This window comes from Phnomibacter sp., assembly GCF_036803085.1.
In the GTDB taxonomy this organism is placed as follows: Bacteria; Bacteroidota; Bacteroidia; order Chitinophagales; family Chitinophagaceae; genus Phnomibacter.
In genome coordinates, this window is record NZ_DAIRUZ010000003.1 from 318423 (window position 1) to 335647 (window position 17225).

Below are 17225 nucleotides of genomic sequence, written 5' to 3' on the forward strand. Positions count from 1 at the left end.
GCTCTTGAATGCTGATAAAAAACCGGCAGGCTTTGTATGCCTGCCGGTATATATTCTTTTGTGTAAATGAGCGTTGCTTAGAGTGTCCGTTTTACTTCTTCTTCTTCGATAGCTACCACGGTATCTCCTACTTGTATGTCGGCAAAGTTTTTGATGGTTAAACCGCACTCCATGCCGTTGAGCACATCCTTCACATCGTCTTTGTAGCGCTTCAGGCTACCCAGTTCTGCAAAGCCGCCTTCGGTACGTGGGTAAATGAGTACTCCATCGCGGTACAACCGAACCTTAGCGTCACGTTTGATTTTGCCCGTAGTAACAAAGCAACCTGCCACTGTAGCTTTATCAAACTTGAACACTTCGCGGATTTCAACCGAAGCCACTTCTTTCTCTTCCACCTTCGGTTCCAGCAGGCCTTCCATGGCTGCCTTCACATCGTTGATGGCGTTGTAGATAACAGAATATTGCTTGATTTCGATGCCTTCGTTTTCTGCCAGTCGGCCCGCCTGTTGGTTGGGTCGAACGTTAAAGCCGATGATGATGGCGTCGGAAGCACTGGCGAGTGTAACGTCGTTTTCGCTTACGGCACCCACACCTTTCAAAATCACCCGCACCACAATTTCTTCGGTGCTCAGTTTTTCCAAGCTATCGCTCAAGGCTTCTACCGAACCATCCACGTCACCTTTGATGATAACATTAAGTTCTTTAAAGTTACCCAATGCCAAACGACGACCGATTTCATCCAGCGTAATGTGCTTACGGGCCCGCATGCCTTGTTCACGCATAATCTGACCACGCTTATATGCTGCCTGCTTGGCTTCGCTTTCGTCTTCGTATACTTTGAACTTCTCACCCGCTTGTGGTGCACCGTTCAAACCGAGCAACAGTGCCGGAGAAGCCGGACCAGCCTGCTCAATTTTCTGGTTGCGTTCGTTGAACATTGCTTTTACACGACCAAAATACTGGCCACTCACCACAATATCCCCTTGCTTCAAAGTACCATTGAGTACCAACAATGTGGCTACATAACCACGGCCTTTATCCAAGGTAGCTTCGACAATGGTACCGCTGGCTTCGCGGTCGGGATTCGCTTTCAGGTCGAGAATTTCGGCTTCCAGCAAAATCTTTTCCAACAGCAGGTCAATGTTCAGGCCTTTCTTGGCACTTATTTCCTGGCTTTGGAATTTACCTCCCCACTCTTCCACCAAAATATTCATTTGGCTGAGCTGCTCGTATATTTTTTGTGAGTTGGCGCCGTCTTTATCAATCTTGTTGATTGCAAAAATCATGGGTACGCCGGCCGCTTGTGCGTGGCTGATGGCTTCCCTTGTTTGAGGCATCACTGCGTCGTCGGCGGCAACTACAATCACCGCAATATCGGTAACCTTGGCACCACGGGCACGCATGGCCGTAAAGGCTTCGTGACCCGGCGTATCGAGGAAGGTGACTTTTTTGCCGCTGGCAGTGGTTACCTCATAGGCACCAATGTGCTGGGTGATACCACCTGCTTCGCCACTTACTACGTTGGCGTTACGGATATAGTCGAGCAAAGATGTTTTACCGTGGTCAACGTGACCCATGATGGTAACGATGGGGGCACGGGGCCGGAGATCTTCAGGATCGTCGACTACTTCTTCCTCTTCGTCCAGCTGATCTTCGAGGCCAACAAATTTTACATCGAAGCCAAATTCGCTGGCTACCAATTCAATTACTTCCGCATCGAGGCGCTGGTTGATAGACACCATCAAGCCGAGGCTGAAGCACTTGGCCACTACTTCTGTTGGGCTCACATCCATCAGGCTGGCCATTTCGCTGGCGCTGATGAATTCAGTTACTTCAATTACGTTGGTTTCGGTGTCGCCTTCGTGCATTTCGGCCTGTTCACGACGTTTTTCGCGGCGAAGTTTAGCCCTGTTTTTACCAGCCCTGTTGCCACCACCGCCGCTGAGGCGGGCTTGGGTTTCGGCCAGTTTTTGTTGAATTTCTTTTTCGTCGATGACACGGTCTTCCCGCTTGCCGAGCAGGTTGCGGCCCGGTCCGGCTCCCGGGCCACCTCTACGGTCGCCGGGGCGATTTTGGCCACCACCACCGGGGCGTTGACCCTGATGTCCACCACCCTGATTGGGGCCACGGTTGTTATCGCCGGGGCGATGCTGACCACCGCCGCCACCTGCATTACCTGCAGCTCCCGGAGGAGTGATGGGAATGCGTTTGCGTTTGCGTTTGGCATCGTCACTACCTGCAGCGCCAGCATTGCCACCGGGCCTGCCGGGGCGTGTATCTGAGCGAACGGGCAATTCAATTTTGCCGATAATCTTCGGGCCACTCAGGCGTTCTGCCTGTATGTTTTCAATTACTTTTTCTTCTTCCTTCGGTGCTTCTTCAGCCGCAGGAGCAGGCGCTACGGGAGCAGGAGCTGCCGGGGCCGGAGCGGTTGTTTCTGCAGCAGGTGCAGGAGCAGGCTTCGGAGCTTCAGCAACTGGCTCAGGAGCAGGAGCGGCAGGCTTTTTAGCCGTCTTTTTAGGACGGGTACTGCTATCAATAGCGTCGAGATCAATCACTCCCAACACTTTGGGCATTTCTATAGCAGGCGTAGTAGTTAAAGGTGCTGGTTCCGGAGCCGGAGTAGGCTCTGGTGCAGCTACTACTTCAGGTGCCGGGGCTGGAGCCGGGGCAACAGGCACTTCTACCACAGGGGCAGGTGCAGGTACTTCCACTACTGGCGGAGCGGGTGCAGGTTGTACTGGTTCTCGCACTGCGGCAGCAGGCGCCGGAGCCGGTGCTTCTGGCACTGGGCTTACCACTTCTTTTTCTTTTTCAGCAGGCTTCTTTTCGTCCTTTCTAAAATGGATTTCTTCGTCTTCTTTCTTTTTCCGGGCTTCTGCAGTAGCACCCTTGGGCAAGTCGATCATATCGCTTTTTGCCTTGGCCACTTTATCGCTCTGAAATTCTTTTTGAAGCGACAGATACATTTCCGGGCTGAGTTTGGCGGTGGGCTTCAGGTCGTCTTTGCTGAAGCCTTTACCTGCCAAAAATTCCACCAGGGTATCTTGCCCAATGTTGAATTCCTTGGCTGCTGCTAGTAATCTCGGTAATTTCTGTTCTGACATTCTGTTTCTTATTGCTGCCTGCCGGCGGCTTTTTTGGTGCTGTAGCTGCTTCGGGTACAAGCAGGGTATCAGCTATTAATGGTCAAAAGTACGTTGGGTAACCCGGATTGACTATTCCCGTTCAAATTCTTCTTTCAAAATACGCAACACGTCTGTAATCGTTTCCTTTTCCAGATCGGTACGGCGTTCGAGTTCTTCGGCACTCAGCTTCAATACAGAGCGGGCTGTGTCGCAACCAATGCGCTTAAACTCATCGATTACCCACATATCAATTTCGTCGGAGAATTCTTCGAGGTCGATATCGAATTCTACTTCTTCGCCTTCATTGTCGCGGAATACGTCTATGTCTAATCCGGTAAGTTCACAGGCCAGCTTGATATTAACACCACGCTTACCAATGGCGAGGCTCACCTGGTCGGCGGGCAGAAAAACATCGGCATGCTTTCTGTCGAGATCAATTTTCATGCTACTGATTTTGGCAGGGGTCAGAGACCGCTGCACCAGCAGGTTAATATTATTGGTCCAGTTGATTACGTCGATGTTTTCGTTTTTCAACTCCCGAACAATGCCATGAATACGGCTACCCTTCATACCTACGCAGGCACCAACGGGGTCAATGCGGTCGTCGAGGCTTTCAACGGCAACCTTGGCACGTTCGCCGGGTTCACGTACAATTTTCTTGATGTTGATAAGGCCATCCGCAATTTCTGGCACTTCAATTTCGAGCAGCTGCGCCAAAAAGGAAGGATGCGTACGGCTGAGGATGATGACAGGTGAGTTGTTTTTGAGCTCTACCTTTTTAACAACGGCACGAACGGGTTCGCCTTTCTTCATAAAGTCTTGCGGAATTTGCTCGCTGCGGGGCAGTACGAGTTCGTTTCCTTCTTCGTCCATCAGGAGGGCTTCTTTTTTCCAGGCCTGGTAAACTTCGGCGCTGATGAGTTCGCCTATGCGGTCTTCGTATTTTTTTACCAGCAGGTTTTTCTTGAGGTCGCTAATACGGCTAGCCAACGTTTGCTTGGCGGCCAAAATGGCCCGGCGACCGAAATCGTACAGGTCAATTTCCTCGAAGAGTTCTTCGCCTACTTCAAAGTCGGGTTCAATCTTTACTGCATCGGTATAAGCTATTTCAGCCAGCGGATCCTGTACTTCGCCATCTTCTACAATCATGCGGTGCCTCAGAATTTCGAGGTCGCCCTTTTCGGCGTTTACAATGACGTCGAAGTTGTCATCGCTACCATACTTTTTGCGAAGGAGTGTTTTAAAAACGTCTTCCACTACCTTCATCAGGGTCGGACGGTCAATATTTTCTGCGTCCTTGAACTCCTGAAACGCCTCAATCAGGTTAATACTTGCCATTGTACTGTTCGATTTTCTGCCGGTGAATGAAACACCGGGGATGGTTAAAATTTAATTTGAACGCTTGCTTCTTTTATTTGAGAAAATGGGATCTCGAGTTGGTTGGTTTCCGCTTTCTTGCCCTTGCCACTGGTTACTTCCAGCGTAATGCTGTCATCGCCGGCGGCAAGCAATGTACCTATGAGGATTTTACCGTCGAGCTGTTTTACTTCCAGCAGACGACTCACATTTTTTACATACTGGCGCTGCAACAGCAGCGGTTCGCCTACACCGGGGCTGCTCACTTCCAACGAAAAATCGCCATCAGGATACATGGCCAGCTCTTCGATTTCGGCGTACAACTTGCGGTTTACTTTGATGCAATCTTCAATGGTGATACCATTGTCGCCATCCAAAAACACTTTGATGTTGTTGGTGGGTTTAATTTTTACCTGTACCAAAAAAAACGAGGGCTTATCCGCCAGTATGGCGTTTACCATGTTTTCGATGCGTACGATTTGTTCACTTTTTTCCATATCTCTGGTTGGTAGAAAGCAAAAGGGAACGGAGTCCGTTCCCTTTCTACTACTTCATGTCCGGTGCAAATGTAGGGAAGCAGGTGGATATCTTCCAAATTATGCCTGCAAAACCTTTTGTATAGGCAGGCTGATGCTCCATAATTTTAACGGCTTTTGCCCACAGCTTGCGGTTATCTTTGGCCCTGCTATGACGTTTATTTTGTGGGCCATTGTAGCCTTTATTCTTTACCGGTTTGTAACAGGCTTTCTAATTCCTGTGGTACGCACTACTTCGCAAGTGAAGAAACAGTTTAATGCTATGCGCCAGCAAATGGAGCAGGCACAACAACAATATCAGCAACAAGCTCAAGGAGCTCAGGCTACACAACAAACCAATGCACCCGGTACTAAGGGCAAGTACGATATTGAAGGGGAATACATTCCGTTTGAGGATGTGAAGTAAAAGCCCCCCGCCCCCGGTGGGGGAAATGCAATGGGACGCAGATAATTCGGATAAAAACGGATGTTTACGGATGTATGCTATCATCCAACATCTAATCCCATAAACTATCAACTATAAATACTTCGGTAGTTCCTCTTCGAGCAGCAGGCCCGGCGATAGTAATAATGTTTGCAATCCTGCAGCCTCAGCGCCGGCAATGTTTTTGGGTGTGTCATCAATAAACAAAGTTGCTGCTGCATGCAAGCCATGCTGCTGCAACACCGCTTCGTAGCAGGTAACATGTGGCTTACGCAAACCCAATATGTGGGAGTAATGCGCTACATGAAAATGTTCGTCAAAATCGTGGCCGAAGCTTTGCTGATACTGGCTGGTAAATGCTTCGTGGTGAATTTGATTGGTATTGCTCAGCAAAAAAATAGCATGCGATTGTTTTAACGCTGGCAAAACAGCTACGCTTTGCGGTCTAAAGTCTCCAAGCATCGCATTCCACGCATCTCGTATTTGTGCATTGCTTACGTTCAGTCCGGTTTCTGCTCTGAACGCATCATAAAAATCTTCCGGCGATAGTTCGCCTTGTTCGAGCAGTGCAAACAGCGGGTTGGAATACGATTGCTGAAACAATGCATCAAAATCGGCTACACCCAATACCATAAAAGCATCCCGGGTTTTGTGGTAATGAATATCTATGAACACGCCACCCAAGTCGAAGATGATGTTGCGAACCGCCATGTTATTTTCTTTTGTGCGAAAATAACCACGGCAACAATTGAGGCTCTGCAAAAGCATTATCCCAACTGTTGTGGTTTACACCGGGGTAAATGCTCAATTGCATATCGGCGGTGCTGTAATACTGCTGCAAAGCTGTCGCCATGTCTTTGCTCAACTGCACTGGCACTACAGCATCCACATCGCCGTGGTGCAACCAGAATGCTGTCTTCTTCATGTACTTGGCATTGGCCGGATTGGCTCCGCCACAAATAGGAATGGCCGCAGCAAATGTGTTGGGCATGCGTTTCACCAATTCAAACGTACCCATACCACCCATGCTCAATCCCATCACATAATGCTGGTCTTGCTGAATCTTAAATTGTTTGTTCATTTCCCGCACCAGTTGCTGTACCATCAGCATGGCATAAGTAGGTTCAGCTTCTTCAGGAAAAATAAAATCCCGCTTCTTAGTTACACTATCGTACACCCACTGCACATTGCTCCAAAATGAATTGGCAGGGCACTGCGGAAATACCACAATGGCCGGAAACTGCTGGCGGATATCGCTACGCAAAAACAACTTGCCGCCATGAGTGAGCTGTGCTTCATTGTTGTTCCCTCTTTCACCGGCGCCATGCAAAAACATCACCAATGGGTAAGCTTTTGTAGGATCATAATTTTCGGGCAGCAACAACCGATAAGGTAAAGTATCGCTACCCATCAGCAGCTGCTTGCGTTGGTACAGGTTCATGTCTTGTGACTGGCCCGCCATGGGAGCCAGCATCATCAGCAATACAAAAGCGAGAATATTTCTCATATTTATGTTTTTTATCGGAATTATTTATTCCAGTTAATACGTTTGGTTTGAACGTCTCTAGAGTTGCCGCCAATCATGATATCGAATTCGCCGGCTTCCCAGGTATGTTGCAACTGACTGTTGTAAAATGACAAATCATTCGTAGACACTACAAATGTAAGTTCTTTGGTTTCGCCGGGCTGCAGCATAACTTTTTGAAAATGCTTCAGTTCTTTCACTGGTCGTACCACAGAACCTACCAAGTCACGTATGTAGAGCTGTGCTACTTCTTCACCTGCTGCATTGCTCTTGTTTGTTACCATTACTGTTACTTGTAATACTTCATTTCCCTTCAGGTTTGTTTTCGACAACTGCATGTCGCCATAAGTAAACCGGGCATACGACAAGCCATAGCCAAACGGAAACTTCGGACTGTTGGGCAAATCGGTGTACGCAGACACATAAAAGCGGTGTTCATCGTTTTGTGCAGGACGGCCGGTATTGTAATAGTTGTAGTAAATAGGAATTTGTCCTTCGGTGCGGGGAAAGCTCATGGGCAGCTTACCCGATGGATTGTAGTCGCCAAACAACACATCGGCCATGGCATTGCCGGCTTCTGTGCCCAGCCACCAGGTGTACAATACAGCAGGCACATTGTCTGCTGTCCAGTTGAAGATCAGCGGCCGGCCGGCACTCATCAATACCACTATGGGCTTGCCCGTACGGTGTATGGCCTTGATTAAGGCTTCCTGCACAGCTGGCAATTGAATATTGCTCTTGCTCTTGGCTTCGCCGCTCCAGTCGCGGCCTTCGCCTACCTGCATCACCACTACATCGGCTTGCATGGCTGTGGCTACGGCTGCCGCAAAACCCGACGTATCCGTATCATTCAAGTTGCAGCCTTTGGCGTACAGCAATTTGCCATTACTGCCCAGTTTGTTTTGTACGCCTTTGTACAACGATACAATCCGCAAACTATCATCTTCAAAGTCGAAAGACCAGAAACCAAGATTGTCTTTTTGTGATTGCACCAGTGGACCAATCAGTGCAATGGTCTGTTGCTTATGCAGTGGCAGCAAAGGTTTGCCGGCAATGGTATCATTTTTTAGTAGCACAATGCTTTTTGCAGCCATGGTTCGGGCAAAAGCTTTGTGTGCCGGGTTGTCGTATTGTGCTTTTTCTCTGGCTTCATCGCTAAAGAGATACGGATTGTCAAACAAACCCAGTTCAAACTTTTTAATGAGGATGCGTCGTACGGCATCATTCACACGGGCAATGGGCACTTTACCTTCTTGCAGCAATTGCTTCAGGTGATTTTTATAGGCACGGCTTTCCATGTCCATATCATTGCCCGCCAATATGGCTTGTTCGGCTGCTTGCTTCAAATCTTTGCTGTAGCCGTGATTGATCATTTCGCCAATGCTGCCCCAATCACTCACCACAAAACCTTTGAACTGCCACTTGCCTTTCAGAATATCTTTTTGCAGCAATGGGTTGCCAGTAGCAGGCACACCATTCAAATCGTTGAAGCTGTTCATAAAGGTGGCCGCACCTGCATCAATGGCGGCTTTAAACGGTGGCAGGTAGGTTTCCCACAACATGCGTTCACTCATGTCTACGCTGTTGTAATCGCGGCCGCCCACAGCAGCACCATAGGCTGCAAAATGTTTGGCGCAGGCCAGCACTGAATTGATGCTGCCGATAGCATTTCCTTGAAAACCTTTTACTCTCGCTGCAGCAATCACGCTGCCGAGGTAAGTGTCTTCGCCAGCGCCTTCCATTACACGGCCCCAGCGGGGGTCGCGGCTAATGTCGACCATGGGCGCAAAGGTCCAGTGAATGCCAGCCGCCGAGGCTTCGATGGCGGCAATGCGGGCTGATTGTTCAATAGCAGGTATGTCCCAACTAGCGGCTTCGGCGAGTGGTATGGGAAAAGTAGTGCGGTATCCATGAATTACATCTTGCCCAAACAGCAGTGGTATTTTGAGCCGCGACTGCATGGCTATTTCCTGCAACTGGCGGGTACGGGCGGCGCCCATCAGGTTGAGCATGCTGCCCATTTCGCCTCGGCGCACCTGGCTTTGTTTATCGCCATCAGGCGTAATGGGCCCTGTTGCAAAATCGCTGCTGAGCTGGTGCAGCTGACCAATCTTTTCATCGAGTGTCATCAGCCGCAATACGGAGTCGGCTTTTTGCAACGCCGTTTTGGGTTGTGCTAAGGTTACAGCAGCTGGCAGTACACAAAACGCCAGCAATAAATATGGCAAGTTTTTCATAGGCAAGGGCAGACCTCGCTTTGCTACTTCCGCTTTTTGAATTTGGTCAGCAGCAATTCAGGCTCGTTAGTAGTAATGAAATCAAAACCCAATTGTAACAATTCATCCATTTTAGCAGCGTCATTCACAGTCCATGCATTCAGCACCAATCCGAGTTGCTTCGCTTCTGTTACCCAATCCGGATGTTTTTCAAACACTGAAAAATGATAATCCAATCCCATGATGCCATCAGCTTTCAGTTGTGCAGGCGATTTATCGCCTTCGAGGTATTGCATAGGTGCGTACGGAACCAACTGCTTTAGGCGCAGCATCATGTTGTAATCAAAACTGATGTACACTACATACTGCTCAGCCTGTAATGATTTCACCAAAGCCACAGCAGCATCTACAATTTTTACTGCTCTTTCTTTACCCATGCCCGAAGGCTTTATTTCCAACACCAGGCGAGTATGCGTATTAGCCTTCATACCGGCCAGCAAATACTCCCGCAGTGTGGGCAGCTTCTCTCCATTCGACAACGGAAACTGCTGCAATGCAGCATACGTTGTTTCTTCTATCAGCAGCTTATTGTAGTGCTCATCGTGGTTGATGATGAGTGAATCATCGGCCGTCATGCGTACATCAAACTCGCTGCCGGTGCAGCCCAGCCTGATGGCTTCTTGCAATGAAGCAATGGAGTTTTCGGGAAAGCCGTTGGCCTTAAAAGCACCACGATGTGCCACTACATTGTTATTGGCAAATTTCATGGGCTTCTTTTTTGTTTGTGCCATTACAGGCATGACCATCAAGGCTGCCATACCCAAAACCATCCACTGCTTCATGCTTGTTGTTTTATTTCTGCCAGTTTACCCGTTGCTTTTGTACGTCTTTGCTGTTGCTGCCAATCATGATATCGAAGTCGCCGGCTTCCCAATCGTACTTCAAATCGTAATTGTAAAACTTCAACAGCTCAGGAGTAATGCTAAACGAAACGGTTTTTGTTTCGCCGGGTTGCAATTCAATTTTTTCAAATCCTTTCAGTTCGGCCACAGGTCTTGTGGTTGAACCAACGATGTCGCGAATGTACAGTTGCACCACTTCCTTACCCGTTATCTTTCCGTTATTGGTAATGTCGATGCTGGCGGTTAAGGTTTGATTGCCTTTGAGTGATTGGCTGCTCAGTTTCAGGTTGCCATAGGTAAAAGTGGTGTAGCTCAATCCAAATCCGAAAGGATACAATGGATCGTTGCTCACATCAAGATAATTGCTGCGGAATTTTTGGAACCACTGTCCTGCAGGCAAAGGACGACCCGTGTTTTTGTGATTGTAAAACAGGGGCACCTGGCCTACATTTTGTGGCCATGTGGCAGAAAGTTTACCACTGGGGTTTACATCGCCAAACAATACATCGCCAATGGCGTAGCCAGCTTCGCTACCGGGGAACCATACATTCAAAATAGCAGGATACGCAGCAGCTTCTTCGGTAATGGCCATGCTACGGCCGGTAAACAATACCACAACCACCGGCTTACCGGTTGCTTTCAGTGCTTTCAGCAAATCTTTTTGTGCCTGTGGAATAGCGATGTTGGAGCGACTGCTGGCTTCACCACTCATTTCGGCGCTTTCGCCGACGGCGGCTACAATTACATCGGCCTTGCTGGCTACTTCCAGTGCTTCAGCAATTTGCTGTGCAGAAGGACGATTGTCGCGGCGCAGGCTTTTGCCAAACATACCGGCGTTTTCTTCAAACTTGGCATCGTAATCGAGGTTGCTGCCTTTGGCAAACAAGATTTCTGTGTTTGGTCCGGCTACGGCTTTCAGGCCTTCCAATACAGAAATGGCTTTGGAAAAATCGGCGGCTACGCTCCAGGTACCGGGCATGTTTTCACGGTTGTCGGCCAGTGGGCCTACCAATGCAATTTTACCACCACGCTTCAGCGGCAATACATTGCCTTCGTTTTTCAGCAGCACAAAACTTTGAGCGGCAATGCTGCGGGCTTCTTTGCGGTTGGCAGCAGTGTACACTTCTTTGGCCGGACGAGTTACATCGCAATAGCGATAGGGATCTTCAAACAAGCCGAGTTTGTATTTTGCTTCGAGAATGCGGCGGCAAGCTGCATCAATCTGTGCTTGTGAAATTTTTCCTTCTTTCAAAGATTTGGTGAGGGTGCTTACCATGCCTTCGCCTACCATATCCATATCAATGCCTGCATCGAGTGCACGGGCTGTTACGGTTTGCAAATCGCCAATGCCGTGGTCAATCATTTCGTTGATGCCGGTATAATCCGTTACCACAAAACCACCAAAGCCCCATTGTTTGCGCAGCACATCGGTCATCAGCCACTTGTTGGCGGTGGCAGGCACACCATCTACTTCGTTGAATGAAGCCATTACACTACCTACACCAGCTTCTACCGCAGCTTTGTAGGGATAAAAATATTCATTGTACATACGGTGACGACTCATGTCGGTAGTGCCATAATCACGGCCTGCTTCAGCAGCGCCATATAACGCATAGTGCTTTACGCAACTCATGATGGTGTTGTTGGCTTTCAGGTCGTTGCCCTGATAGCCACGTACCATGGCTTTGGCAATAGCACCACCCAAAAACGGATCTTCACCGCTGCCTTCTGCCATGCGGCCCCAGCGGGGGTCACGGGCAATATCTACCATGGGGCTGAAGGTCCAGCTGATGCCATCGGCACTGGCTTCAGCAGCAGCAATTTGTGCACTGCGTTCAATGGCTTTCATATCCCAGGTAGCACTCAAACCAAGAGGAATGGGAAACACTGTTTGATAACCGTGAATCACATCCATGCCAAAAATCAGCGGGATTTTCAAGCGGCTTTGTTCTACTGCCAGCTTTTGTACTTCGCGGATTTTTTCTACGCCTTTGATGTTGAAGAGACCACCTACTTTTCCTTCGCGGATTTTTTTGGCAATATCTGTATTGCCGGCCTGGCCGGTAACAATATCACCGGCACCAGGCAAGTTGAGCTGACCCAGTTTTTCGTCGAGGGTCATTTTCTTCATCAGGTTGTCGATGAAGGTTTTCATTTTGGCTGCCTCAGCATTGGCAGCGGGCTTTGGCTGTGCCCACGCAGCGATGCCTGCAAAAAGCAGCACAATCAGCAAGCTGTGTTTCGTTGTACTCATGGTTGTCGGAGTTTATTTCTTGCGTAAAACAGGTTTCATGTATTGTTGCCAAATGGCATAGCCCTGCGCATTCATGTGCAAACTATCTTTTAAAAAAATGTGGGGTAAAGGTTCACCATTTGATTGAATCATGGGTTGATAAACATCAATAAATGCCGTTCGTTTTTGCGTAGCCAGCCATTGCTGAATGGCTTTGTTGGCAGCCTGGTACTTGGCCAGCAAATGCCGCCTGCTGGGGCTCGGTTTCATCGACACATACGCCACTGGCACTTTGGGGTATACACTGCGGATGTACGTAAATAATTGAGTGAAGCGATTAACCACCGTATTTACGGTGATGGTATCGCTGGAGGCAAAATCATTTTCGCCACAATACACAATGATTTGGCGGGGCTGATACGGTGCAATGATTTGCTCACGATAGCGCCATACATCGGCCAGGGTAGAGCCGCCAAATGCCCGGTTGAGAATGGGATACTCCGGAAAATATTGTTGCACATCTTTCCATAGGGTAAAAGAAGAACTGCCAATGAGTAAAATCTGGTTCTTTGCAGGAAAAGCAAGGCTGTCCTGCTTTTGAAAGGCGGCGACTTCTTTTGCAAAAGGCTGAGCATGGGTAATAGCACTGATGCAAGTGAGCAGCATCATTGCTGCAATAGTCCGCCACTGCATCCTTTTTAGTTTACCGGCAAGCATTGCTTTCTTTATTCGTTGTGTCATTGCATTCGTTTCGTAGTAGTCCATTTAGTAAGCCTTCTCCCCTATGACCAAATCAGTTTTAACAGCTACTAATTTACCTGAATGGTTTTTAGCCTTTCACTGATGCCGTTTTCATTGACTGCTTCAATGCTGAAGTAGTAGGTTTTTTCTTTGTCCATGGCTTTGAACCAATACTCGTTGGCGTCGTGCACCATTACACTGTTGTAGAGCTTGTCGGGCTGTGTGCCATAGTAAATCACATAGGCATACGCATCACTCGACGGGCTCCAGCGAATCCATGCACCACGTTTGTCTTTCTCGCCCCGCAATACCATGAACTGTTTTACCGGCGCCGGTTTGTTGCCTGCACCAAATCCAAAGACACGCAACCCACTCAATGCATACTTGCCTGTGGGCATGTGTATGTTTTCGTGTTTGATGTAGCGGGCCTTCACAGGTTGAGCCAGTTCTACATAATCATGCGGCACATCGGTTTGGTTCTTGCGTTTGTCGGCTATCACCGTCCACTTTTTGCCATCCACGCTGGCATACAACACATACTGATGGTATTGCGCATTGTATTTGCCCAGGCGGTTGCTGTCTGCATCCTGATCGGCGTAGTTGATTTGCACGGCATGCACGGTACTTACAGCGCCCAAATCGCTGATGATATATTCACCTGCATTGGCAGAAGCTGCACTCCAGTAGGTTTTGATGTTTTCGTCCACTGCATGGTTAGCACTAAAGCCGCCGAGTGTGGATGACACCTGCACCGGTTTTTTGTAGTTGAGCAGCATCCACCCGGGCTGAAAGGCGGCGTTGTAATCGAGTGCATCCCCATTGCGCTGCGGGCCTTGCACGGCAGGCAAAAAAGTGGGATAATCCCCATAGGCGGCGTTGCACCACATCACATCATCCTTATCAAAACCGGTGGGCCAAATGCCGAGTCTTCTCTCAAAATTATTTTTCACGTTCACCACCATGGTGCTCACATGCCAGTAGTTGTTCCAATGGTCTTGAAAGGTAGCACCATGACCGGCACCACGGGCATAGCCACCGGGCTTGAAACTCAGCGGATCACTCACAGCAGCAAAGCCTTCGAGCGGATGCCGGCTCATGAGCAAGCCATCGGCATAGCCACTCATTTCGGTTCCGGGAGCACCATACTGCAAGTAGTATTTGCCTTTGTACTTGGTCATGTGGCTGCCTTCGATGAAGCCATCCAAAAAAGTATCGTCCATGTATTCGCCAAAGCGCTGCCAGCCATAACGCCACGCTTCCAGCACATATATTTCTTTGCGGGTGCCTTTTGGTTTAAATGTTTTCCTGTCTAACTCTACACCATAAAACGGATAGCGGTTGCTGCTGCCATTGTACATGTACAAGCGGCCATCATCATCAGTAAAAAAGGAAGGATCCCAACCACCAATATCAAATGAATCCACCAATGGTTTCCACTCGTTGGCTTTGGGGTTGGTGCTCATCCAGATGGTAAAGTTGTTGGTATAGGTGCTGCCAAACACTATCATGGTATCGCCCACAATACCAACTGCAGGGGCACAAAGTTCATCGTAAGCTTTGTTCCAGGGGCGCAAAAACAAGCGGTTGTGAAAGGTCCAGTTGAGCATATCAGGGCTATGCCAGTAGCCCCACTGATTGGTGCTGAATAAATAGTAATCGCCTTTGTAGTTCACTATCACCGGATCGGCGGTAGCCCGGTGGCGGCCCCACTCACTAAAGTTGGGGATGGGCGTGTAGCCATAATCGATGTTGATGGGATTGCAATAGGTTTTCTGCTGTGCGTAGCCGCTGAAGGAAGTAATTAGAAGTATAGCCGCAGATGCACAGATTATTTTTTTCACCTCCAATAACATGGTTCTTGTACTCATTTGTTTCACTGTCTATTTGGTGAGAATGATGCGTTTGTATTCAAGAGATTTTCCGTGAAAGTTTAGCAATAATCCCAACGGCAATTTTGATACCGCGAGATAATTAATTACCTGACTATAATGCTCATCAACAACTCCCTTCTTCGCTTTCACTTCTACAATTATTTTATCATACACTACAAAATCGGCATAAAATTTATGCGGCAATTTTCTGCCCTTATAGTTTACTGAAAACTCTTGTTCTCTAGTATAGGGCACTCCTTGCATTTCTAGTTCCTCTACCAGCGCATCCTTATATACAATCTCTGCAAATCCTCCTCCTAATTGGCGATGCACTTCCATAGCAATGCCAATAATTTTATAGGATTCTTCTTTGAGAAATACAATTGGCTCCTGAAATTCATCCATAGTGTGTGTTTTAGAGGTGTGCCTGGTTAAGAAAATCAATTAGCTACAGATGCACAGATTATACATTAAGGCTTACCAAATCGAAATGTAATCTGTGAATTTGCGGCCATGAATTATTATCAATTTCTTTTCATTACAATTTTCCTTTTTTCATTTCGGCGGCGGCATACTGCGCTGCTCTTGCGGTAAGCGCCATGTATAAAATACTCGGACTCTGATTGCCTGTGCTGGTCATACAGGCACCATCGGTTACAAATACGTTCTTGCATTGATGCAATTGGTTAAAAGCATTCAGCAATGAAGTGTTGGGGTCTTTGCCCATCCGTACACCACCCATTTCATGTATGTCGAGGCCCGGTGGTTGTTTGCTGTCATGCGTGTGCACTTCCACAGCACCGGCAGCTTCCAACATGGCCTTGCCTTCCCGAAGAAAGTCCTGCACCATCCTGTCATCATTCTCATCATAGCCAACCGATGTAATGAGCAGCGGCATATCGTACGCATCTTTATGCTCATTGCTCAGGCGTACATGATTGCTGGCTTTGGGAATGGTTTCGCCCTGCATGTACATGTAAGCGCCCCATGGGCCGGGCTCACTCAGCGCATCTTTGTAAGCTGCGCCAATACCATCCGGCATGTCGTAATCCAACCGCGACCGGTAGCCGCCGCTGAAAATGACATAACCCCCTACAAAATCCGCATCTCTTTCTTTCAGGTTTCTGAAATTGGGAATCACACATTCTGCCGGCTTTTTGCCATAGAAATACTGATTCTTATAACCTTCAAAAGTGGCGCCCATGCTTCCCCGGTAATTGTGAAAGCAAATGTATTTGCCCATCAGTCCGTTATCGTTGCCCAAACCATTGGGAAAACGATTGGATGTGGAGTTCAGTAAAATCAGATTGCTGTTGAGTGCCGATGCATTTACAAAAATGATGCGGGCAAAATATTCAGTCACTGCTTTTGTTTGTGCATCCACTACCCTTACACCGGTGGCTTTTTGCAACTGCTCATCGTAAATAAGAGAATGCACCACACTGTGCGGCCGAATCGTCAGGTTATTGGTTTTTTGTGCCCATGGCAAGGTGCAGGTAACGCTGCTGAAATAGCCGCCAAAGGGACAGCCCCGCATGCAGAGGTTTCTATTTTGACACTGGCTGCGGCCTTGCTGCAAGTGCAGTGCCGTAGGCTCGGTAAGCTGTGCCCACCTGCCGGTAATGTAATGCCGTTTGAATTGCTTGCTCAGGGTGCTGCGCAACTGTTGTTCAATGCAGTTGAGTTCATAGCCGGGTAAAAATTCGCCATCGGGCATCGACTCAATATTTTCTGCCGTACCACACACACCGATAAAACGTTCGGCATAGCTGTACCATGGTGCTATATCATTGTAACCTATGGGCCATTCAATACCATAACCATAGCGGACAGGGGCAGTAAAATCCCAATCGCTCCAGCGTTGGCAGCTTCGCCCCCAGGTAAGTGATTTGCCGCCTACCTGATAGCCCCGTATCCAGTCAAAAGGTTTTTCTTGTATGTAAGGATGATCGGTATCCTGAATAAAAAAATGAGCCGTGTCTTCTGCATAGCCTGCTGCTTTACTAATCAGCGGGTTTTTATCCAGGGCTTCTTTGGGCATGCGGCCACGATGTGGAAACTGCCATGGATCGAGGTTGTGAGTAGGATAATCTTTGATGTGCTCCACATTGCGGCCCCTTTCCAGCACCAGTGTACGGAGGCCTTGCTCACACAGCTCTTTAGCTGCCCAGCCACCGCTGATGCCGCTGCCAATCACAATGGCATCGTAGGTATGCGAGTCCTTCCCGCCGCTTTTGATGTGTATATGAGTGGTGTCAGACAAGTTGCTGGCATTTTCAATGGTACGTATTGC

13 protein-coding genes are annotated in these 17225 nt (G+C 48.4%); 1 reads left to right on the plus strand and 12 read right to left on the minus strand.

Going from position 1 to position 17225, the window contains the following annotated elements:
- Positions 1 to 77: 77 nt before the first annotated feature.
- From infB to rimP, 3 genes are all read right to left on the minus strand, one after another.
- Positions 78 to 3107, minus strand: a complete 3030-nt coding sequence (gene infB, locus V7Q13_RS08380) for a translation initiation factor IF-2 (protein WP_333800232.1) — start codon at positions 3105 to 3107, stop codon at positions 78 to 80.
- 111 nt (positions 3108 to 3218) lie between these two features.
- Complete coding sequence (gene nusA / locus V7Q13_RS08385; protein WP_333800233.1) at positions 3219 to 4466, minus strand: transcription termination factor NusA; 1248 nt, start codon at positions 4464 to 4466, stop codon at positions 3219 to 3221.
- Positions 4467 to 4510: 44 nt separating this feature from the next.
- Positions 4511 to 4981, minus strand: a complete 471-nt coding sequence (gene rimP, locus V7Q13_RS08390) for a ribosome assembly cofactor RimP (RefSeq protein WP_333800234.1) — start codon at positions 4979 to 4981, stop codon at positions 4511 to 4513.
- A gap of 190 nt (positions 4982 to 5171) precedes the next feature.
- On the opposite strand from rimP, the gene V7Q13_RS08395 reads away from it, so the two are divergent.
- Positions 5172 to 5426, plus strand: coding sequence for a DUF4834 family protein (locus tag V7Q13_RS08395; protein WP_333800235.1), 255 nt, complete (start codon positions 5172 to 5174; stop codon positions 5424 to 5426).
- A 111-nt stretch (positions 5427 to 5537) separates the two neighbouring features.
- Here the strand turns inward: V7Q13_RS08395 and V7Q13_RS08400 are convergent, their stop codons facing one another.
- From V7Q13_RS08400 to V7Q13_RS08440, 9 genes are all read right to left on the minus strand, one after another.
- The gene (locus V7Q13_RS08400) at positions 5538 to 6155 is read right to left on the minus strand and encodes an HAD family hydrolase (RefSeq protein WP_333800236.1); all 618 of its coding nucleotides are present in this window, start codon (positions 6153 to 6155) and stop codon (positions 5538 to 5540) included.
- Between the two features lies 1 nt (position 6156).
- The gene (locus V7Q13_RS08405) at positions 6157 to 6951 is read right to left on the minus strand and encodes an alpha/beta hydrolase-fold protein (RefSeq protein ID WP_333800237.1); all 795 of its coding nucleotides are present in this window, start codon (positions 6949 to 6951) and stop codon (positions 6157 to 6159) included.
- Positions 6952 to 6971: 20 nt separating this feature from the next.
- On the minus strand, positions 6972 to 9206 hold the full coding sequence (locus V7Q13_RS08410) for a glycoside hydrolase family 3 N-terminal domain-containing protein (protein WP_333800238.1): 2235 nt from the start codon (positions 9204 to 9206) through the stop codon (positions 6972 to 6974).
- 23 nt (positions 9207 to 9229) lie between these two features.
- Positions 9230 to 10027, minus strand: coding sequence for a glycerophosphodiester phosphodiesterase (locus V7Q13_RS08415; protein ID WP_333800239.1), 798 nt, complete (start codon positions 10025 to 10027; stop codon positions 9230 to 9232).
- A gap of 10 nt (positions 10028 to 10037) precedes the next feature.
- A complete protein-coding gene (gene bglX, locus V7Q13_RS08420) occupies positions 10038 to 12341 on the minus strand; it encodes a beta-glucosidase BglX (protein ID WP_333800240.1) in 2304 nt (767 codons plus the stop codon).
- Between the two features lie 12 nt (positions 12342 to 12353).
- Positions 12354 to 13061, minus strand: a complete 708-nt coding sequence (locus tag V7Q13_RS08425) for a GDSL-type esterase/lipase family protein (RefSeq protein ID WP_333800241.1) — start codon at positions 13059 to 13061, stop codon at positions 12354 to 12356.
- Between the two features lie 68 nt (positions 13062 to 13129).
- The gene (locus V7Q13_RS08430) at positions 13130 to 14929 is read right to left on the minus strand and encodes a family 43 glycosylhydrolase (RefSeq protein ID WP_333800242.1); all 1800 of its coding nucleotides are present in this window, start codon (positions 14927 to 14929) and stop codon (positions 13130 to 13132) included.
- A gap of 12 nt (positions 14930 to 14941) precedes the next feature.
- Entirely contained in the window at positions 14942 to 15337 is a 396-nt protein-coding gene (locus V7Q13_RS08435) for a GxxExxY protein (protein ID WP_333800243.1), read from the minus strand.
- A 133-nt stretch (positions 15338 to 15470) separates the two neighbouring features.
- A complete protein-coding gene (locus tag V7Q13_RS08440; protein WP_333800244.1) occupies positions 15471 to 17195 on the minus strand; it encodes a GMC family oxidoreductase in 1725 nt (574 codons plus the stop codon).
- Between the last annotated feature and the right edge of the window lie 30 nt (positions 17196 to 17225).